The sequence below is a fragment of the Paenibacillus marchantiophytorum genome (assembly GCF_014640555.1).
In the GTDB taxonomy this organism is placed as follows: Bacteria; Bacillota; Bacilli; order Paenibacillales; family NBRC-103111; genus Paenibacillus_E; species Paenibacillus_E marchantiophytorum.
The window spans coordinates 1-20037 of record NZ_BMHE01000009.1; the positions used below are offsets into that span (position 1 = coordinate 1).

General features: G+C 47.7%; 15 protein-coding genes and 1 riboswitch. Of the genes, 8 read left to right on the plus strand and 7 right to left on the minus strand.

Annotated elements, in window-relative coordinates; all coding sequences use genetic code 11:
- The first annotated feature begins 222 nt into the window (after positions 1-222).
- Genes corA through IEY34_RS11075 form a run of 3 tightly spaced genes read left to right on the plus strand, consistent with a single transcriptional unit; the run spans position 223 to position 5481 of the window.
- Positions 223-1173: a magnesium/cobalt transporter CorA gene (gene corA, locus IEY34_RS11065; RefSeq protein ID WP_189011366.1), complete on the plus strand. Its 951-nt coding sequence runs from the start codon at positions 223-225 to the stop codon at positions 1171-1173.
- A 12-nt stretch (positions 1174-1185) separates the two neighbouring features.
- Positions 1186-4302, plus strand: coding sequence for a hybrid sensor histidine kinase/response regulator (locus tag IEY34_RS11070; protein WP_189011369.1), 3117 nt, complete (start codon positions 1186-1188; stop codon positions 4300-4302).
- A gap of 24 nt (positions 4303-4326) precedes the next feature.
- Positions 4327-5481: a response regulator gene (locus IEY34_RS11075; RefSeq protein ID WP_189011371.1), complete on the plus strand. Its 1155-nt coding sequence runs from the start codon at positions 4327-4329 to the stop codon at positions 5479-5481.
- Between the two features lie 59 nt (positions 5482-5540).
- On the opposite strand, the gene IEY34_RS11080 is transcribed toward IEY34_RS11075, so the two are convergent.
- Positions 5541-6419, minus strand: a complete 879-nt coding sequence (locus IEY34_RS11080; RefSeq protein ID WP_189011373.1) for an AraC family transcriptional regulator — start codon at positions 6417-6419, stop codon at positions 5541-5543.
- A gap of 75 nt (positions 6420-6494) precedes the next feature.
- Positions 6495-7505, minus strand: coding sequence for a zinc-dependent alcohol dehydrogenase (locus IEY34_RS11085; RefSeq protein ID WP_189011375.1), 1011 nt, complete (start codon positions 7503-7505; stop codon positions 6495-6497).
- Between the two features lie 496 nt (positions 7506-8001).
- On the opposite strand from IEY34_RS11085, the gene IEY34_RS11090 reads away from it, so the two are divergent.
- The 5 genes from IEY34_RS11090 to IEY34_RS11110 all read left to right on the plus strand — a co-directional run bounded on the left by IEY34_RS11090 (position 8002) and on the right by IEY34_RS11110 (position 14702).
- On the plus strand, positions 8002-8874 hold the full coding sequence (locus tag IEY34_RS11090; protein WP_189011377.1) for an Rpn family recombination-promoting nuclease/putative transposase: 873 nt from the start codon (positions 8002-8004) through the stop codon (positions 8872-8874).
- Between the two features lie 920 nt (positions 8875-9794).
- On the plus strand, positions 9795-10559 hold the full coding sequence (locus IEY34_RS11095) for an NAD-dependent epimerase/dehydratase family protein (protein WP_189011379.1): 765 nt from the start codon (positions 9795-9797) through the stop codon (positions 10557-10559).
- A gap of 54 nt (positions 10560-10613) precedes the next feature.
- A complete protein-coding gene (locus IEY34_RS11100) occupies positions 10614-11429 on the plus strand; it encodes an SDR family oxidoreductase (protein ID WP_189011381.1) in 816 nt (271 codons plus the stop codon).
- A 45-nt stretch (positions 11430-11474) separates the two neighbouring features.
- Positions 11475-13235: an alpha-glycosidase gene (locus IEY34_RS11105; RefSeq protein ID WP_189011383.1), complete on the plus strand. Its 1761-nt coding sequence runs from the start codon at positions 11475-11477 to the stop codon at positions 13233-13235.
- 507 nt (positions 13236-13742) lie between these two features.
- The gene (locus IEY34_RS11110) at positions 13743-14702 is read left to right on the plus strand and encodes a cation diffusion facilitator family transporter (RefSeq protein WP_189011385.1); all 960 of its coding nucleotides are present in this window, start codon (positions 13743-13745) and stop codon (positions 14700-14702) included.
- 51 nt (positions 14703-14753) lie between these two features.
- Here the strand turns inward: IEY34_RS11110 and IEY34_RS11115 are convergent, their stop codons facing one another.
- The 5 genes from IEY34_RS11115 to sdhB all read right to left on the minus strand — a co-directional run bounded on the left by IEY34_RS11115 (position 14754) and on the right by sdhB (position 20035).
- Entirely contained in the window at positions 14754-15812 is a 1059-nt protein-coding gene (locus IEY34_RS11115; RefSeq protein WP_189011387.1) for a LacI family DNA-binding transcriptional regulator, read from the minus strand.
- Positions 15813-16011: 199 nt separating this feature from the next.
- Positions 16012-16824 carry an ABC transporter ATP-binding protein gene (locus tag IEY34_RS11120; protein ID WP_189011389.1) on the minus strand — a complete coding sequence of 271 codons (813 nt, stop codon included), beginning with the start codon at positions 16822-16824 and terminating at the stop codon, positions 16012-16014.
- Between the two features lie 3 nt (positions 16825-16827).
- Positions 16828-17646: an ABC transporter permease gene (locus IEY34_RS11125; protein WP_189011391.1), complete on the minus strand. Its 819-nt coding sequence runs from the start codon at positions 17644-17646 to the stop codon at positions 16828-16830.
- Positions 17647-17665: 19 nt separating this feature from the next.
- Positions 17666-18688 (minus strand): ABC transporter substrate-binding protein, encoded by a 1023-nt coding sequence (locus IEY34_RS11130; protein ID WP_189011393.1) that lies wholly within the window; start codon positions 18686-18688, stop codon positions 17666-17668.
- 64 nt (positions 18689-18752) lie between these two features.
- Positions 18753-18862, minus strand: a riboswitch (guanidine-I (ykkC/yxkD leader).
- A gap of 408 nt (positions 18863-19270) precedes the next feature.
- Positions 19271-20035, minus strand: a complete 765-nt coding sequence (sdhB, locus tag IEY34_RS11135) for a succinate dehydrogenase iron-sulfur subunit (protein ID WP_079409779.1) — start codon at positions 20033-20035, stop codon at positions 19271-19273.
- Positions 20036-20037 lie beyond the last annotated feature (2 nt).

The window sequence follows — 20037 nt, forward strand, 5'->3', positions numbered from 1 at the left end:
ATCAGCGTTTAACCAGCGTTATATTACGCAAGAAATTTAATCGCAATACCGAAGGTTACCTCAATGATTTAGAGCAAAAATGGGATTTATTGAACGGTTAGTTAATTATACTGTCGTAGTTTTTTTTAAGGTGGGCATCGGCAGAACGTTCTGATCTTCTTTCATTAGTATGGTAAAATACAGTAGATAGAAATAACGAAAATACGAATGTAGGAGTTTTCAATGATTCGCTCCCTTGCCATAACCAAGGACTTCAAAGTCCTTCACAATGTACCTCTTGACCAACTTGACGATCCGAATATCCAGTGGTATTGGGTTGATTTTAATAATCCCAGTGAGAAGGATGCCTTGCACCTCAAGGATCACTTCCACTTCCATCCTTTGGCCATCGAGGATTGCTTTTATTTGCTGCAGCGCCCCAAAATGGATCATTATGAACAGATTCATTTCTTCGTCATGCATGCGATTAATGCCAAAACACTGGCTGCTGAAGAAGTGGACATGTTTCTGGGGAGCAACTTTATTGTCACATTCCACCTGCATGAGTCGCGAGAAATCGAAGATGCTTGGAGTCGTGTATCCGAACAAGAGAACCTGCGGAGTGAAGGGCATATTTATGCCGCTTATCTCGTATTGGACAACCTCGTGGATCAATATTTTCCCAGTGTTTATCAAATTGAAGACCAGCTGGACGATATTGAAAACAATTTGAACTCGGAAGCCACCGAGGTGCTGATGAGCCATATTTTCGAAATACGCGGTAAATTATTAAAATTACGTCGTACTATCGTACCTATGCGCGATCTGCTGTACAGAGTCATTAATACGGATCGGATCGATCAAATCCGCGGGCATCTTGTCTTTTTCACGGATATCCATGACCATCTGCTCAAGCTTTCCGAAATGATTGAATCCAATCGCGACATGACCGCAGATATGCGAGACAGCTACATCTCCTTGAATTCCAACCGGATGAACAGCATTATGAAAACATTAACGGTGATTACGACAATCTTCATGCCGCTAACCTTTATTGCTGGTATTTACGGAATGAATTTCGCTCATATGCCCGAGCTCGAGTGGCACTGGGGGTATTTCGGCATCCTGTTCATTATGTTCGGGATCGGGTTCGGCATGTTTCTCTGGTTTCGGAAAAAAGGATGGTTTAAATAGGGGAGATTGGGCATGAACAAAACGTTTCGTTTCTCCATCGTCATGATATGCCTGCTGCTTATTATCGCCGTTGGCTACTATACATCGCAGTTAACCGCATCTGACCGCAAAGGACCGCTTGCCGCTCAAGGCATCCTCGATCTTACGAAAGCGAGCCGTGCACTCGATAATATCGTTGCTCTGGATGGTCAGTGGGAGTATTATCCGAATCAAATGTTAACGCCTGCGGATTTCCAGTTGAATGCGAACGGAACATCTGCGCCTGAATATGCGCTCGTCCCACATCGCTGGGACAAACAGCAAAATTTCAGCTCGGCGCGCTCCGCCAAAGGGTATGCGACCTTTCGCCTGCACATTCGTTTAGCACCTTCAGATGGTGCAACACCTACCCTGTATGGCATCAAAGTCAACAATATTAAATCATCACATAGCTTGTACATCAACGGTTCCATGATCGGCGGAAGCGGCCAGCCGGGTACCAGTCTGGCCGCAACGACTACTTTCAATGCGCCTTATGTACGTTACTTTTCTACGGTTGACAATACAGTAGAAATTGTCATCCAGGTCGCGAATTACGAATATTTTGTCGGCGGGATTACCCATTCCATCTTGATGGGAAGCCAGATGAGCATTCAGACCTTGCGGGAGCGCAGCCTGCTGCGCGATACCGCTATTTCCGCTGGCCTGCTGCTTCTAGGGATTTACTTGCTTGCGCTTCACCCGCTTCGCCGCAAGGAGCTGCCTTGGCTATATTTGGGCTTATTTGGTCTAGCCTGCTGTTTATTTTCCCTTACCCAAGGTGAAAAATTACTGACGCTGCTCATGCCGAGTTTACCTTATCCCGTATTTTTGAGAGTCCAATACCTCTCAGGGATTTTTGGTGAATTTTTTCTTTTGCGCTATACCCAAATCACAGTGACTCATCGTCTTCATAAGGTCTTTGTCTATTTCACGAACATGATCTTCGTTGGCATTGTCCTCAGACTGGTTTACATATCGGTAACACCGATGACCCTATTTTCCGCAATAGAATCCTTTTCCATCGGGTTAACTAGTATAACTTTCCTGTTTATTGTCGGCGTCATGCTGGTTGGTGCAATCAAACGCGAAGAAGGGGCTGTCTATATGATGATTGGGGCCATGTCCATCCTAGTGCTAGCGATTCTCTATAGACTGCAAGTGCTTGGCAACACACACGTATCCCTCCTGCTGCCCATTCCAGTTGCAACAGCCTTATATTCGCAGGTTTTGCTGCTCTCGAGCCGGTTGACCGAAACTTTCGAATCTGTCGAGAAGCTCTCTGGCCAATTGCTTGCTGCGGATCAGCAGAAAGACGAATTTTTAGCCAATACGTCCCACGAGATGAGGACACCGCTGCACGGGATCATTAATTTATCGCAATCTTTGCTTGATGGCGCTGCGGGTCCTATGAATGCGGAACAACGGAGCAACACCTCCCTGATTGTCGCAACAGGACAAAGGCTGGCTCGTTTAATCAATGACATTTTGGATATGTCGCGGATTCGTCATGGAGAGTTAATCCTTCGGCCGCGTCCTCTGGCTCTTGCGCCTATTGTCCAGCATGTCTTTCATGTCCATCAATCTTTGGCAGCAAACAAGCCGATTCAACTACTGCAAGATATTCCGGGCGACCTTCCGCTCCTGCAAGTTGATGAAGACCGATTGGTCCAAATTTTATCGAATTTGGTTGGCAATGCGCTTAAATTCACAGCCGCAGGCGTCATTCGAATTTCCGCTGAGCATAGAGACAAATCGATTTATGTCTCTGTCTTTGACACAGGCATCGGCATCGCTGCCGACCGGCAAGCGGCTATCTTTGCCCCTTATGAACAGTTAAGCCCAGGCGAATACAGCGGCATCGGACTTGGACTCAGCATTACCCGCAAATTATTAGAGCTGCATGGAGGCACGTTAACCGTGGAATCCCAGCTGGGCGCAGGTTCGACCTTTACTTTCTCCTTGCCTGTTGCTGATGCACAACTGAGCTCTTCCTTGCAAACCGCCGAAAACAGGATTCCTGCTGCTTCTCCCATCGAATCATCTTCAGAAACAGCCTTATGGGGATCAGAGTGGCCATTGACGGCAGACAGCTCCACGGCTTCCATCCTCGTTGTGGATGACGATCCGACGAATAGAAAAGTGCTTGAAAACTTGCTGTCCATTGATCGCATGTCCGTCACCTCCGTCGAAAATGGGGAATTAGCCTTGTGGCAATTAGCGAATAAGGAAGGTCACTATGATTTAGTCATTCTAGATCTAATGATGCCTGGTTTATCAGGACTTGACGTCTGCAAGCACATCCGGGAAAGGTGGTCATTATCTGAACTTCCCGTCCTGCTGCTAACCGCTCGCAGCCGCCCCGAGGATATGCTTGCCGGGTTTGAGGCAGGAGCCAATGACTTCCTGGGCAAGCCTGTCGATGCACGAGAGCTTCGCACTCGCATTCGCACGCTGCTGGCGATGAAGAAGTCAGCGAGTGAGACCGTTGCCTCCGAGCTAGCTCTGCTGCAAGCGCAAATTAAACCGCATTTTCTATTTAATACGCTGAATACGATATTAGCTGTAAGTGACACCGATCTGCACAAGACGCAGCGGCTGCTTACACGATTAAGCTATTATTTAAGAAGCAGCTTTGACTTTCATAACCGTGAGCAAACCGTGACGTTGGAACAAGAATTGGAACTGGTCCAAGCTTATTTATTTATTGAACAAGCCCGCTTCGGTGATAGACTGCAGTTCCACTTGGATTGCGATAAGCAAGCGGCCCAACAGCATATTCCTACCATGACCATCCAGCCTATTGTAGAAAATGCGGTGCGGCATGGCATCATGAAGCGCGAAGATGGCGGTCTTCTTACCATTCGGATAACCCTGGAAGAAAATTACATTCACGTGACCGTTGAGGATAATGGGATTGGGCTGCCAACAACCTGTGACAGCTTTGCCGATTTTATCAACCAACGAACATCTTCCTCCGAACAACGCCAAGGCATCGGGCTTACGAACATTCATCGCAGGCTCGTGCACAAATATGGGGAAGGGCTGCACATGTACAGCCGACCAGGCATCGGAACCAAAGTTAGCTTCCGCATGATCACGAATGTATAAATTGGAAAGACGAGGTGAACCCCCATGTATACTATCATGCTAGTAGATGATGAACAGCCCGCTCTGCAAAGGCTGCGCCTGCTTCTTGAGAAACATACCGACCTGCAAGTATCTGGCCTCTATACCAAACCATCGGAAGCGCTGGCTGCTGCAAGCAAAGAACACTTCGATGCCGCATTTCTGGATATTGAGATGCCGGGTATGAATGGCCTCCAATTGGCTTCCGAGCTTACGCAGACGTATCCCGCGATGGAAGTTATTATGGTGACCGCCTATAACGAATATGCTTTGCAAGCCTTCCGAGCGAATGCGATCGATTACTTGCTCAAACCGGTGGATACGGATGATCTCATCCGGGCCGTGCAAAAGCTCAAAAAGCGGCTGTCTCCCATTCTACAAGCGCCCCCGAAAACGGACACAACAGCTGCGCACATCACAGGCTTGGGAGGCTTTGAAGTGTACCCAACCGGTCAGGAAAAGCCCCTTCGTTTTCAAACCGCCAAAGCAGAAGAGCTATTCGCCTACATGCTGGCACACGTGGATAACCACATATCCAAATGGGTGCTATGCGAACAGCTCTGGCCTGACAATGAACCCGTTAAAGCGGAGCAGAACCTGCACACCTGCGTGCACCGCCTGAAGAAAACATTAACCGAGTCTGTATTTCCTGCGCAGTGGCACTCCCAACGAGGCAGCTACCGTATGACGCTCGGGGAACAAGTGAAGTGTGATTGGCTCACCTTCGAGCAAGCGGCTGATAACGCCGTAGAATTATCGGGATTAACTGATCATCAACCAAACATTCAGATTGAACGCCTTGAACAGGCTGTGAGCGTTTATAAAGGGGGGTTGTTTGGGGGCAAGGATTACCGTTGGTGCGAGCCGCTGCGTGAGCGATTGCAGCGCAAATTCGCAGACACCGCCAAGGCGCTTTCTCAGTTCTACAGACAGTTGGATAAAGCTACCAGCGCCATAGAACTGCTGCATCGTTTGGGCAACGACTTTCCTTATGATGAGGACGTACAGGAGCAAATTTTGGAGCACTATTTGCGCAAAAAAGATAGGTCTGCTTTTTTGCTTCACTATGGCAAAATAGAGGCTGCGCTGCGAGATGGGCTGAACTTGCAGCCGAGCGAACGCATCGCACGCATGCATAAGCAAATGACAGCAATGAAGTGAGGATTTGGCGATGGGTCTGGTTGCGGCGTTTCAAGCGGCCTTTCGAGCAGAATGCGCGCTTAATGCTTCCGTATGTCCGCGTTCATCGCCATGAACATGCTAGGCATCACGCCAACATGCGCCTTGAAAGATCGGCTAAATAGATAAATGCTGGAGTAACCCACCTGTTCCGCGATAGCTGTTAAGGTTTGATCACCAGCCATAATCCGAATCTTGGCTTGCTCAATCCGGGTATGCGTCAAATATTGATGAATCGTCATACCTAATTGATCCTTGAATAGAAAGGACAGGTGATTCGTTGAAACCCCCGCATAGCTGCTGATCGAAGCATTATCGAGCTCAGGGTTAGCAAAATTCTCATTGATGTATTTTATCGTATTCTCAATAAACACCCAGCCTTTGGTAACCTTGCCCTCTTTCCCAATGACACCTGCCTGAGCCCGCAGGTATAAAACCAATAATTCTAAGCAGATCGCTTTGGTGATTAGGGGGTACCCTGGTCTTTGGGCGAGAAATTCCTGATGTAGAATCAGAAACCGTTTCTTGAGCTCCATTCGGTCCGTTGCTGATAAATGAGCGATTGGCTGCTTGTAGGAGAATGGCATTTCATTCGGGGCCACCACATTTCGTTCAGCCGTAATCGACTGATCCTTCCATAAACTCCGTTGTTCCTCATAAAATAAATCAAAATGAACAATATACTGAATCAACGGTTCCGGCGACGTCGAGCGAATCAGATGCGTCAAAAAAGGGGGCATCAGCAAGACGTCCCCTTCCTGAACCTGATACGTAATGCCATCCATGAAAAACTCGGCTTCCCCTTGCTCGATATACGTATAGACATGGTCATAGTCCATCCATTTCCCTGCCAGAGATACTGATTTATGGATCTTGACCATCCTGACCCAAGGGGACAGCTCATTCATCCAAGTCTCCATACATTCCTCCCTCTCTCTGGCAACATCATGGCTTAATGCCTCGCTTGTCATTTCTTTTCTCAGTATAACGGAAGCCTATACCGTACTCCAATCAAATAATACGCCGCTGTATTGATTCTTGTTTACCTTTAGCCCCTCATAAGCCTCTTTGGCTTGTCTCGGCTCCAGAACATGGCTGATCAGCGGAGCGATTTGCAGCCTATTGTGCTTCATCAACTCGAAGACAATCGTCGAATTTCGGACTAGAGAATGTTTCACGAATTCATTAGGCTCAACGGGATAGCGCCATTCATGCGCCCCTTTGAACGTAATGCAGCCTCGGTTATACAGATGGCAGTAATTCAGCACATCCGTGATGTCTGTCTGATACTCGCCGCGAGGACTGCCTAGGAAAATGATCTCACCTAATTTGCCTATGTACGCCAGGCTCTCCACCGCTACTTGGGGCACACCCGTAGCCTCGATATGGGTAGAAACACCCTTCTCCTGTGTAATCTCGGCAATTTTCTCCTTTACATTGCGCTCTTTCCCGTTGATGGCAACGTGCAAACCAGACTGCTTGGCAATACGCAGCCGCTCCTCCGATAAATCGATGCCAATTACCGTCGCGCCTTGCGCCTGCGCCAATTGAGCAGCCATATTGCCTATGAGACCTAGCCCGGTGACGCTTACATAATCGCCAAACTCAATATTCGAAACCCGGATCGCCGTTGTTGCCACCGTCGCCATGCGTGTAAAGGGCACCCACTGCAAGTTCAAACTCTTGGGAACTTTCAGAAACGTTCCGTTTGTCCCCGTAACCTCATACTTGGCGTGATTCCCATAATGGAAAATAATATCGCCCTCTTGATAAGCCGACACGCCTTCCCCGACTTCCACAATTTCGCTGACTGCCGCATAGCCTGGAATGCCGGGCATCTGAAACCAGCTTTCATTCCCTGACAGCATCGCCAACTCCGTACCTGGACTGATTAGCGTGTACAGCTTCTTGGCCAACACTTCCTGCGGACCTATCTCCTGCGAAAATATCTCCTCAACCGTCTCCACTTGCCATGGCCCCTGAAATACGACCTTTGTATTTTTCACCGCTGCCCAACACTCCTTATTGATCATCTCTCCTTCAATATAGTTGTTTTTATTGGGGGTGTCTTTGACGTGGAGAATGATTTTTTATCTAAAAGTACGATGCTGGGGCTGAGCTATGTTTTTTTGGCTTTCCGGGTATTGGCAGCCGTCACTTACTGCGGTACATCTCGACCCTTTCTAACGACACATTGCGTACTCGGGTCTATGTGGATCAGGTGCAGCTTGATATTGGTCGTAGAGAGCAGCCCCTGGTTACAAACAGCCATACGTGATGAGATAAACGGCTTCTCCTCGCTGAGAGTTGAGCCTCTTACAAGCGGCGAATACTTCCAATAAATACCATCAAGGGAACTCCAGTACGCTATTTAGTCTGGTTCAAAGCGAGCTTTGACCAAACAAGAAGAAGCCGCCATATCCGAGAGCCTACATATTCATGGCCGATTATTTGTTCCCATGTTTGTGATATAATGATAATAAGGAATGGAGTTGATCATAGATGCATCGTTTGCTTGATCCTCGAAATGATTTTGTATTTAAGCGAATTTTCGGCAGTGATGAGAACAAAGATGTACTACTTGCATTTCTGAATAATACATTGATCGATTCCAACGAATCTCCACTCACCGAGATTATTCAATTGAACCCATATTTAGATAAGGATGCTTTGCACGACAAGCAATCCATCTTAGACATTCATGCTAAAACGATCGATGGTAAACTCATAAATATTGAGATACAGTTGTTTAACCGATATGATATTGACAAAAGAACGCTCTTCTATTGGAGCAAACTCTATTCTGGTCAATTAACGGAGGGTCAGTCCTACAAAGAATTAAAAAAGTCGATTACAATCAACATTTTAAATTTCAACTATATAGTCAATGAACGTTATCACAATATATTCCACCTTCGTGAAGATCACACGAATATAATTTTGACGAGAGATATTGAAATTCATTTTTTAGAATTAGCTAAACTGAACGAACAAAACATCTATATTAATGGTGGCTTGGTTAACTGGCTGCTGTTCTTGAAAGGAACCGAAAAAGAAAATTGGGAGGTACTTGCCATGAATGAACCCGCGCTACAAAAGGCAATGGATACGTTGGAATTTTTGAGCCAAAATGAAGAAGCTCGAAGACTTTATGAAATGCGGCAAAAAGCACTCCATGATGAAGCATCGTTGATTGAAGGAGCTAAAGCCGAGGGAATGGAAAAGGGAATAGAAAAGGGAATAGAAATTGGACAACAACATGCTAAAATCGCTCTAGCAAAAAAACTTATCGCAAAAGAGATGGATATTTCTTTTATCATTGAAGTAACGGGCCTGTCAGAAGAGGATATTGAAAATTTGTCATTGATTCAGTAATCTCCATCGGTGTGCTAGGATGCTTTCTCAAAGTACACTGAAAATGAGGGAGAACCTCCTGTTACGCAGGGGTCTCCCTCATTTTTTGCTTTGCAAAAACAAGCATAATTATCCATTTGAAGCACAGTCATCAGACTATATATAATAAAAGATTAAGACTTATTAGCGATAAAGTATGAATTGAAATAGTATCACATTAACATGCACATATGCGGGAACCGAGCTCACTGCGGCGGCATCTATTACAGCAGATTTACGGCAAAAATCCTCCTCTATTTTTTCATTATCTACTGACTTTATCTTCTAACTGATCCGATTTGCTTTCAAACATTAAATCCCAGATATCCAGACAAAAAAAGGAACCCAGCCAACGGGGCCGGGTTCAAAAGTTTATATTAAAAAGGGGGTCTTGGTTATTATAATACCTCCTAAACATTATGAAACCATAACAAGAATGTTTCAATTATATTACAAATTAGAAAACGCTTTATTTCCTGCGATATTTTACCTCATTATCCTACTCTAATCCCCCATCTAGCTAACCCTAACAGGAATTCCTCCAGCAAATTCAAGCCTAAGTAGCGTAACATCCTCAATTAGCAGGAAAAGCTCCTTTAAAAACAGCCCAAACCCCCTCCTCAGCCAGAAACAATCAAAATTTGCTGGAGCTTTTCCCGGTAATCGGTCTTTTTCAGCAGAAAAGCTAAGAATAGCAGGAGCTATTCCATCTAACCTCATCCCCTACGAAAGCTGCAGTCCACTGTCCCTGCTACTTTCACTGTCACTGTCACTGTCTCTGTCTCTGTCACTCTCACCATCCGTCCCCCATCAAATTCACCATTCCGCCCACACCCTGCGTTTATTTTCTCCATATTGGTTAATGAATAAGATAACCATTCATCTCCCAGGAGGAACCCCCCATGAAAATTCTAATCACCGGAGCAGCCGGCCGGATCGGCAGCGTCCTGGCCGACTACCTCAAAGACCGCTTCACGCTCCGTCTCGCGGATCTCGAAACAGCGAATCTCACCCGCTACCCTGGCGGCGATCACGAATACATAGCCCTCAACATCACGGATGTCGAGGCCTGCCAACGAGCCTGCCAAGGCATTGACGTGGTCATCCACTTGGCTGCGGACCCTTCACCCAAAGCGGGATTCTACGAATCCCTCTTGGACAACAACATCAAGGGAACGTTCAACATGTTCCGGGCGGCCAAAGATCAAGGCATAAGCCGCATCCTCACGGCCAGCAGCGTGCAGACGATTGAAGGCTACCCGCTCGACTCGCAGCTGTATGCGAATATGCCGACGCGTCCCCATAATTTGTACGGGGTGAGCAAATGCTTTGCCGAGTCGCTGGCCTGCTATTTCGGGTATGCGGAGCATTTGCAAAGCATTGCGATCCGCATCGGAGCTTTCGATGACTCGCCTGCGGAAGAGGAAAACCTGACGGCACGGGATATGAGCGCTTACCTCCATCCGGCGGACTTGTGCGATCTCATTTTCAAAACGATTCTGTCTACGAACCTAGGTCCCTTCACGATCCTGCATGCCATATCGGACAACCGCTTCAAGCGGCTCGATCTAACGGAAACCAAAGCTTTGGTCGACTATAACCCCAAAACGAATGCTTTTGAAAGAAATCACATTCATTTTCATGACAGCAAACGCGATTCGAACTAGCTGAGCAAGGGTAAGTGACTATATAATCCGTTCAACTTTGAGGAGGTCCATACGATGACCATTCAAGATCAAACCCATTCACAACCATCCGCTGAGGCGGGCAAAGTCGCCATTGTCACTGGCGCCGCATCCGGCATTGGCTTGGCTTCGGCCATATTGCTGGCTGAAAAAGGCTACAAAGTTGGCCTGCTCAACCGCCCAGGAAGTGAACTGGATGAGGCTGTAGACAAGATTACAGCTTCCGGCGGAGAAGCGATCTCTTTGCCCGCCGATATTGCCTTCGAAGAGCAAGTGAAACAAGCCTTTCAGACGGTGGTGGACCACTGGGGCCGACTCGATGTCTTGGTAGCCAATGCCGGAATTAATGGCGTGCTTTCGCCTATTGCCGATATGGAGCTGGACGACTGGAACGCGACGATTAATATTAACCTGACGGGGACGTTCCTGTGTGTCAAATATGCGGTAGAGCCTCTTAAGCAGCAAGGAGGCAGCATCATCATTACCAGTTCAATTAATGGCAACCGGGTATTCTCCAATTTTGGGATGAGTGCTTACAGTACGTCCAAGGCGGGGCAGGTTGCTTTTATGAAAATGGCTGCGCTGGAACTAGCCCGCTACCGAATTCGCGTCAACGCGATTTGTCCGGGGGCCATTCACACTAACATTGGCGAAAATACAGACCGCAGGCCGGAGCTTGAGGAAATTACGATTCCTGTCGAATATCCCGAAGGCGATCAACCGTTGGAGCATAAGCCCGGATCGGCTAAGCAGGTTGCTAATCTGGTGTACTTTCTCGCTTCCGAGCAAGCCAGTCATATTACTGGAACACCCGTTTACATAGACGGCGCTGAATCTCTACTCCATGGATAGTCCGCACACGCACGCGTTCATCTCGCAGACAAAGGAGACTCCACTATGCAGATTGAAAGCTTATATCATTCCCCCCATACCAAATGGGCCTATTCCTATGATAGCAGTACGTTCCATCTTCGCGTGCGAACCAAGAAAAATGATGTCAACGAAGTAACCGCGATCACTGGCGATAAATACGATTGGGACAACTACCATAATGACTATCCGATGTTGAAAATTGCGACCGATCGTTATTTTGACTATTGGGAAACGGAGCTGTCGCCCGCGCAGAAGCGGTTCTCCTACGCATTCCGTCTGCAGTCCCAAGAGGAAACGATTTGGATGACGGAGTCAGGAATTTATGAGGAACAGCCTCACCCTCCTGCTGGTTATTATGAAATGCCCTATATGCACGAAATCGACGGCTTCAAGGCTCCGGAATGGGCCAAGTCCGCGATTTTTTATCAAATTATGCCGGATCGCTTCGCCAATGGGGATACCAGCAACGATCCGGAAGGCGTGCTTGAATGGGGCGGGCAGCCTACCATCAATTCTCATTTTGGCGGCGATTTGCAGGGGATCATTGACCATCTCGATTATTTGACGGAATTAGGCGTTACCGCTATTTATTTGACGCCTATTTTTGAAGCGCCCAGCAATCATAAGTACGATACGGTAGATTATAGAAAGATAGATCCCCATTTTGGAGACACCGCATTGCTCAAAGAATTGGTCGCAGCCTGCCATGCCCAAGAGATTAAGGTTGTTTTGGACGCTGTGTTCAACCATTCGAGCGTTGACTTCCCTCCATTCAGGGATGTGCTGACGAACGGCAAGCAATCCAAGTATGTGGACTGGTTCCATATACGCGATTTTCCGGTTGAAGTCAAAGAGGAGGGTCCACTCAACTACGAAACATTCGGCTTCTTCGCTTCCATGCCCAAACTGAACACCACAAACCCCGAGGTCAAGCAATATTTACTGGATGTCGCCGAGCATTGGCTCAAGGAAGTGAAGATTGACGGTTGGCGGCTCGATGTGGCGAATGAAATCGACCATTCCTTCTGGCGTGATTTTCGCAAAGTCGTCAAACACGCGAATCCGGAGGCTTATATCATCGGAGAAGCATGGAGCGATTCCCTGCGCTGGCTGCTAGGAGATCAATTCGATTCCGTGATGAATTATCCATTTTCGGATCGCGTACTGCCATTTTTCCAAGCGGAACAGCCCAATGGACTCTCTTTTGCCGAAAATATGAATCACATTCTCATGCGCTATCCGACGCCAACCAATGAGGTCCTGTTTAATTTGCTGGGCAGTCACGACACGCCGCGCGTATTAACGATGTTCAAAGAAAATAAAAACCGGCTGAAGCTGGCCGTTACGTTTCTGCTCACTTATCTCGGAACTCCCTGTATCTTCTATGGGGACGAAATTGGCTTGAAGGGCGAGCAAGACCCCGATTGCCGCAAGTGTATGGAATGGGATGAATCCAGACAGGATAAGGACTTATTTAATTTTTATAAGCGCTTGATTGCTCTTCGCAAGGAACATGAGGTGCTCCGTTTCGGCCGTTTCACTTTCTTGAGAGCAGATGCGGAGGATGGCAGAATTATTTATGAACGCAGCAATGAGAAGGAAGTCTTCACCATCTGGATGAACCATGCGGAGGAAACTTCAATTCTTGCCCAGCCTGCCGATCTCGAGACGGAAGATTGGCAGGATGCTTTCAGCGGTGAACCCGTGAAGCCCATTGATGGATTTATCAGCATGGAACTCGAGCCGTTCGGATTTCGCATTTTGCGCAGATCCCTGCCTAACTAATCTTAATGATTAGAACGGCTTCGCTGCCCTGAGAGATGAGCCTCTTATAAGCAACAAATCCTAATAAGCGAACTACAGGACGCTATTTAGGCAAAAAGCTGAGATGCTGGGGCAATAGCGGAACTACAGGGTCTTATATCCGCGAAAAGCGCTGAATATCTCATCAAACGACAGAATAGCGTACTGTAGTTCCCTCCAACCTGGCGATAATGTCACTTTGAGCTAGAATAGCGTACTGTAGTTCCCTCAGCCTCGCGACAAGGGACACTTTTGGCTAGAATGGCTGGAATAACAATTTGGCATTCCCATATCCCCGCGCGAGGCGGCTGCCGTAACTCTTCAATCACTCGTTCTGGCGTGTACGATAATCACTTGGAGAAAGCCTGAGAAATCAGGCTTTTTCTTGATCTTCATTATTTTTACAAGAAATTTAGTTGCACCAGCGAGGATGCTGGCATATAATAACTATAACTTAATTAGAATTATTATAAATAAGGAGGAGCCTGTATGAGTATCGAATATGATTTCCACCATCTGCACCATGTGAAAGAACAGAGCAAATCAAGAAAAACGTTGTGGGTCACACTCATACTGACCGCCTTTTTCACGATTGTTGAAATTATTGGCGGCGTGCTTTCCAATTCACTCGCGCTGCTGTCCGATTCCGCTCATATGATCTCTGACGTGATTGCCTTGGGACTAAGTATGATTGCCTTGCAGCTTGCTACGCGCCAACCCAATGCCAGGTTCACTTTCGGTTTCCTGCGGTTTGAGATTATCGCTTCCTTTCTGAACGGATTAGCGCTTTGTGTGATTGCTCTAGGTATTTTCATTGAAGGCATTCAGCGCATGATCGATCCACAGCCGATTCAACTGGGCCTGATGCTTGTGATTGCTTCTATCGGTTTCGTCGTGAATCTCGTCTTAACCCTCGTCCTCCATAACAGTGTGAAAGAAGAGGATAACTTGAATGTCAAAAGTGCGCTATGGCACTTTTTCGGGGATCTCCTCAGCTCTGCTGGCGTCATTATTTCGTCCATTGCGATTTATTACTCCGGTTACCTCTGGTTTGATCCTCTGATTTCGATGGTCATTGGCGGTATTATTTTTACGGGCGGGGCCAAAATCATCAAGGAATCCTACCTGATTCTGATGGAATCCGTTCCGGATCAATTCAATCTCGATGACATTCGCGCAGCGATTAGCCAAGTGGAAGGCGTTGAGGATGTCCATGAGATGCATCTCTGGGCTGTTTCCACGAATCACTATTCCTTAACGGCTCACGTGTTCATCAGCCCGAACATACAACCGTTCTGCGTCATTCTTGCGATTAATGAGACGCTGAAAAACAAGTATGGCATCGCACATTCCACGATCCAAATCGAACACGCCGACATTAATCCGCATGGCGAATACGGCAAGGAGTTCTTGCGACACCAGCGGCAGCTGAACGGTAACTATAGGTGAACAAAGACCGCTCACCCGCTCTCACCAGAGAGTAGGATTGCGGTCTTTTCGTCAAGCCATCGTTGATTTACGCACGATCATGTCCAAATCAATCAGCAGCTCATGCCCTTGTACGCGAGGCAGATGTTCTTCCAGCAGCGCCGCACTCTCCTCGTCCAAGGGCTCGCCGATCTGCTTCATCAGGAAGGCCGCAACTAGGCTGGTTTGCAGATCAACCGGCATATCGAAGCTAGTAATCGCTGGGTAACTAGCCCTTGAATACAGTTCATTGTCCATGCCGATAAGATGCACATCTTCTGGCACATGAACGCCTCGCTCGTGGCACAAGGCCAGAATTTCCAACGCCAGCGCATCATTGAACGTATAAATGCCGATCGGTCGGCTCTCTCCGCTCAAGCGCAGCGCCTCATCCAGCGTTCCCGCTATACCCAGCTCCCCCACGTCTAGGAGCGCATGAACCGTCGATTCCGCAGAATCGCCAAGCCCCGCAAGGAAGCCTTGGATCCGCTGATCATTGGCTCCCATGCCATTGCGTTTGCCGACGTAGATGACGGATTGGCAGCCGCTTCGCAAGAAATACTGTACGGCTTCTACGGAAGCCTTCGCAAAGTCCAAATTCACGGCCAACTGCACGATTTCCCCTGGCCAGCCCCAGCCGTTAAAAATAACGAGCGGCGTCCCCACTCCGACCAACTGCTGCGTGGACTGCATACTCATCGCCAAGCCGTGGCTCACGAGACCGTCCACTCTGCGCTGCAGCAGATGTTCGAGATGACGCTGTTCGATCTCAGCATCCATCCCTGCAGCCGAGAATACGGATAAGTGATACCCGAACCGATGCACCTTCTGTTCCAAACTCTCCGCAAAGCGGCCATAATAGCCGCCAAAATGCGGGATAATAAGCCCTAATTCATAGGACCGACGACGGCTCAGATTCGTTGCCATAACATTGCGTCTATAGCCTAGCCTTACAATCGCCGCCTCCACTTTACGTATCGTTTCCTGTGCCATAGGAACCTTGCGGCGGTTAATCACATTAGAAACCGTTGCAATGGAAACACCGGCTTCTGAAGCCACATCGATAATTGTGGGCTGTTTACTTTTGTTCATCAGACTTCCCTCATTCTTAGAACGCTTTAATTCATTTTATCGAGAAGCAATTCGCTCGTCAAATATCGCCATTTTGTGCAACGGCCGATTGAAAGTAATGGCTGAGCTGGGTCAGGCAAAAAAAACCCGAAAGCAGCCCTCGGCCGCACGGGCTCATTTCCGGGCTGCTCTCAGGGCTATTCTCGGGATTGTTCTAGGCCTAGTCGTCGGCATCATGATGCCCAATCAACGAAATCACCTGCTTTTTCAGCTTCAGGAAAGCTTCGGAATCTCTCACGCCTTCGACCTCGCGAAGCCCCTGCGGAATGACGATCTCTTTGCGAATCGTGCCTGGATGCGCCTGCATCACATAAACGCGCTGCGACAGGAAGATCGCTTCCTCGATGTCATGCGTGATGAAGACGACCGTCGTCTTCTCCTTCTCCCAAATGCGCAGCAGCAGTTCCTGCATCGCATTCTTGGTCTGCGGATCAAGCGCGCCGAACGGCTCATCCATCAGCAGCACCTCCGGATTGTTAGCCAGCGCCCGGGCAATCGCAACACGCTGTTTCATGCCTCCCGAAAGCTCCTTCGGCAGCGATCTCGCGAACTTGTGCAAACCGACCAACGCCATAAAATGATCGGAGATTGCCCGCTTTTCGAACAATGGCACTCCCTTAAGCGTCAGTCCGAACTCGATATTCTCCCTCACGGACAACCAAGGGAACAGCGTATAGCTCTGGAACACCATGCCGCGATCGGCGCCAGGCCCATCTATTTCAAGGCCAGAGATGCTGAGCGATCCTGTCGTCATCGTCTCCAAGCCCGCAACAATTCTCAGCAGGGAAGACTTCCCACAACCAGATGGACCCACAAAGCTAACGAACTCATGAGCATCCACATGAAACGAGACTCTATCCAAAGCAACGAACTGAGACTTCTTCGTGCTGTATACTTTTGTTACATCGGTGGCGCTAATTTTACTCACCACAGCCACATTTTCACTCAACAGCTCTCGATTCAATGCCTGCATCTGTCAACGCCCTCCTTCTAGCCAAGGAAAAAATCTCCGGTGACAATAGGCAAATGTGCGATCCGTAAGTAAACCAAGCAAGCCAATGGCGATAATCCCTACGAAAATGAGATCGGTATTGAGGAACCGCTGCGCCTTCATAATCGAGAAGCCAAGTCCGCTGCTAGCCGCAACCAATTCAGCGACAACCAGATACGTCCACGCCCAACCGATGATCAAGCGCATCGTATTCATTAGATCCGGCAAGAGCGCTGGGATCAGCACCTTTTCAATAGCCTGCCAGCGATTCGCCCCGAGGGTATACGAAGTTTGCAGCAGATCATTCGAGACGGATCGCGTATTGTCAGCAACCATTAGCATAAGTTGGAAAAAGCAGCCTATGAAGATTACGATTACCTTTGCCCATTCGCCAATGCCTGCCCACACCATAATCAGTGGAATGAAAGCCGTAGCTGGCATATAGCGAATAAATTCAGTCGGAGGCACTAGCAGCGCTTCGGCGAAACGAAAAGTCCCCGCCAGTATGCCAAGCGGAATCCCCACTATACAAGCAAGCAAGAACCCTGCTCCTACGCGGAAAATACTCATTCCCACATGATGCCAAAACACAGCGTTTTGCAATTGAATGATGAATTGACGCAGAACTTGATCTGGCGTTGGCAGAAACGTGCGATTGACGAAATTGCCGTAACTAAGCAAACTCCAGAACGCCAGTACCAACGCCACAATCAGCACAACACCTGAGATATACGTTTTACGATCAATATCGCCCCGTATGGCAAACAACGTTGATTTGCGTCTTTTTTTGATAGTCGTCTCCATAGAGCACCTCACTTCACTTTTATTTCTTGCGCTCCTTCAGCACTTCTTCTACAAAGTGGCTGTCCAGGAAGCTTTCAGCCTTAGGAATGGAAGTTAGCATATCCAGGCTTTTCAGGAACTCGGCCGTTTTCTGTGACGTGAATGCAAGAGATTCATAGGAATCGCCTTTCTGGAAAGCTTTCACGTTATCCTCAAGTTGGAAAATCTTCACGCTGTCCACACCCGCTTTGTATTCGTCAACCGGCGTTTCTGCCGCTTTGGCCATAATTTGCAAAGATTCCTCCGGATTGGCTTTCCAATAATCGAGCGCATCGAACCAGGCATTGATGATTTTCTTCACATCTTCCGGACGATTTTTCGTGATTTCTTCTTTGAAAACGAGGAGATCAGGGATAAGTCCAGGTGTGTCTTTGGATGAAAATAAGAGCTTGCCCTTGCCCTCTTGGATCGCTTTGCTCAGGAAAGGTTCCCATAATACGGCGGCATCCAAATTGCCTGAGATGAATGCTGGACCTGCATCGTTCACCGTCATATTCGTATAGGCGACGTCTTTCTCGCCAAGCCCTTCTTTTTCCAAGGCAGTAAGCATTAATAGATGGTCAACGGTGCCCAGTTCTGTCGCGACTTTTTTCCCTTTCAAATCCTTCAGCGAGTTAATGCTAGGCTTCACAACAACGCCGTCTCCGCCATTGGAATTATCGTTCACCAGCACCGCTTTCAGCTTAATGCCTTTACTCGCTGGAGCAAGCGTATCACTCAGGGTTTGGCTATTCGCATCGACCTTGCCAGAGGCTAGCGCCGATAAGGAATCGCTGTAGACCGGGAACCATACGAGGTCGACCTTAACCCCATTTTTCTCAAAGAAGCCTTTCTCCTTCACCAAATACCAGACAAACCAACCTGGCCAAGGGCTAAGCGCCAATTTGATCGGCTCTGCGCTGCCTCCTGACTTCGTACTTGCCGCCTCTTTGCTCGCACACCCGCTAACTACCGTAAACGTCAATAACACGGCCATCATCAGAAATACCATTCTTTGTCTCATTCTGATCTCCCTCTCCCTATGAACTGGTAAAAAGAAAAGCCCAGGATGATATCATATTCTGATATCCTCCCGGGCTTTTATCCCTCCGTGTGCACGATGATGCGTCATCGTGTGTCTTCTCTTGGACCAGACCAACAGCCTTCATTCTGCCGCGGAACCCTAGAAAACATGTGTGCTATGAAATTGGTACGGAGTCTTACATTTGTTCTTATCATACTTTCAACTTAAATATATGTCAATATATATAACACAAATAAATATTTTGTTGTCATATACACCTTTAATGTAATATTATATAACATATAAATGATTAATCGGAGGTGTTTACGATGTATTCGATTCACTACCATATTTATATGTTAGATATTCAGCCAATTAAACCAGCTTCTGCACCCTTAGAGCATCCTATTCAAGTTGACTTGCAAGAAGCTCATCCAACTTCCCAGCATCCTCCCTATATTGCCCCTATAAATAACAGTGATTGTGCGACAACAACGGCTTTCCCCTCTTCATCTTAGCCTCTTCACCTACGAAAAAGCCCGACACCCTGGCAATCAGGGTATCGGGCTTTATTTTTATCACTTACACGCCTAACCATTTCTTGAACAAATGTTTCGTTGTATCTGCATTTAACGCTGCGATAGAAGTCGTAAGCGGAATGCCTTTCGGACAAGAGCGCACGCAGTTTTGCGAGTTGCCGCAACCTTCGATACCGCCATCTGTCATCAGCGTATCCAAACGCTCGTCTTTGTTCATTTCACCCGTTGGATGCGCATTGAAGAGACGAACTTGGGATAACGCGGACGGTCCGATAAAGGAGTTCTTGTCATTGACGTTCGGACAAGCTTCCAAACAAACGCCGCATGTCATACATTTGGACAGCTCATAAGCCCATTGACGCTTCGACTCGGCCATACGCGGCCCTGGTCCAAGATCATACGTACCATCGATTGGAACCCATGCTTTTACCTTTTTCAAAGCGTTGAACATGCGTCCGCGATCGATAACCAAGTCACGCATTACCGGGAACGTGCTCATTGGCGCTACGCGAATTGGCTGCTCCAGCTTATCAACAAGCGCTGAACAAGCTTGGCGCGGTTTGCCATTGATAACCATGGAACAAGCTCCGCAAACTTCCTCTAGACAGTTGGATTCCCAACAAACCGGAGTCGTCTTTTGGCCGCTGGCGTTCTTCGGATTACGCTGAACTTCCATCAAGCCGCTGATGACGTTCATGTTGGAGCGATAAGGAATTTCAAATTCCTCGGTATAAGGTTTGGAATCTGGACTCTCTTGACGAGTCACGATAAACTTCACTGTTTTTTGTGCGCTTAGTGTCTCAGCCATGA

Excerpts from the sequence above, each read along its gene's own strand:
- corA (WP_189011366.1), top strand. The coding sequence starts at position 223 with ATGATTCGCTCCCTTGCCATAACCAAGGACTTCAAAGTCCTTCACAAT.
- IEY34_RS11070 (WP_189011369.1), top strand. The coding sequence starts at position 1,186 with ATGAACAAAACGTTTCGTTTCTCCATCGTCATGATATGCCTGCTGCTT.
- IEY34_RS11075 (WP_189011371.1), top strand. The coding sequence starts at position 4,327 with ATGTATACTATCATGCTAGTAGATGATGAACAGCCCGCTCTGCAAAGG.
- IEY34_RS11080 (WP_189011373.1), bottom strand. The coding sequence starts at position 6,419 with ATGGAGACTTGGATGAATGAGCTGTCCCCTTGGGTCAGGATGGTCAAG.
- IEY34_RS11090 (WP_189011377.1), top strand. The coding sequence starts at position 8,002 with ATGCATCGTTTGCTTGATCCTCGAAATGATTTTGTATTTAAGCGAATT.
- IEY34_RS11095 (WP_189011379.1), top strand. The coding sequence starts at position 9,795 with ATGAAAATTCTAATCACCGGAGCAGCCGGCCGGATCGGCAGCGTCCTG.
- IEY34_RS11100 (WP_189011381.1), top strand. The coding sequence starts at position 10,614 with ATGACCATTCAAGATCAAACCCATTCACAACCATCCGCTGAGGCGGGC.
- IEY34_RS11105 (WP_189011383.1), top strand. The coding sequence starts at position 11,475 with ATGCAGATTGAAAGCTTATATCATTCCCCCCATACCAAATGGGCCTAT.
- IEY34_RS11110 (WP_189011385.1), top strand. The coding sequence starts at position 13,743 with ATGAGTATCGAATATGATTTCCACCATCTGCACCATGTGAAAGAACAG.
- IEY34_RS11115 (WP_189011387.1), bottom strand. The coding sequence starts at position 15,812 with ATGAACAAAAGTAAACAGCCCACAATTATCGATGTGGCTTCAGAAGCC.
- IEY34_RS11120 (WP_189011389.1), bottom strand. The coding sequence starts at position 16,824 with ATGCAGGCATTGAATCGAGAGCTGTTGAGTGAAAATGTGGCTGTGGTG.
- IEY34_RS11125 (WP_189011391.1), bottom strand. The coding sequence starts at position 17,646 with ATGGAGACGACTATCAAAAAAAGACGCAAATCAACGTTGTTTGCCATA.
- IEY34_RS11130 (WP_189011393.1), bottom strand. The coding sequence starts at position 18,688 with ATGAGACAAAGAATGGTATTTCTGATGATGGCCGTGTTATTGACGTTT.
- sdhB (WP_079409779.1), bottom strand. The coding sequence starts at position 20,035 with ATGGCTGAGACACTAAGCGCACAAAAAACAGTGAAGTTTATCGTGACT.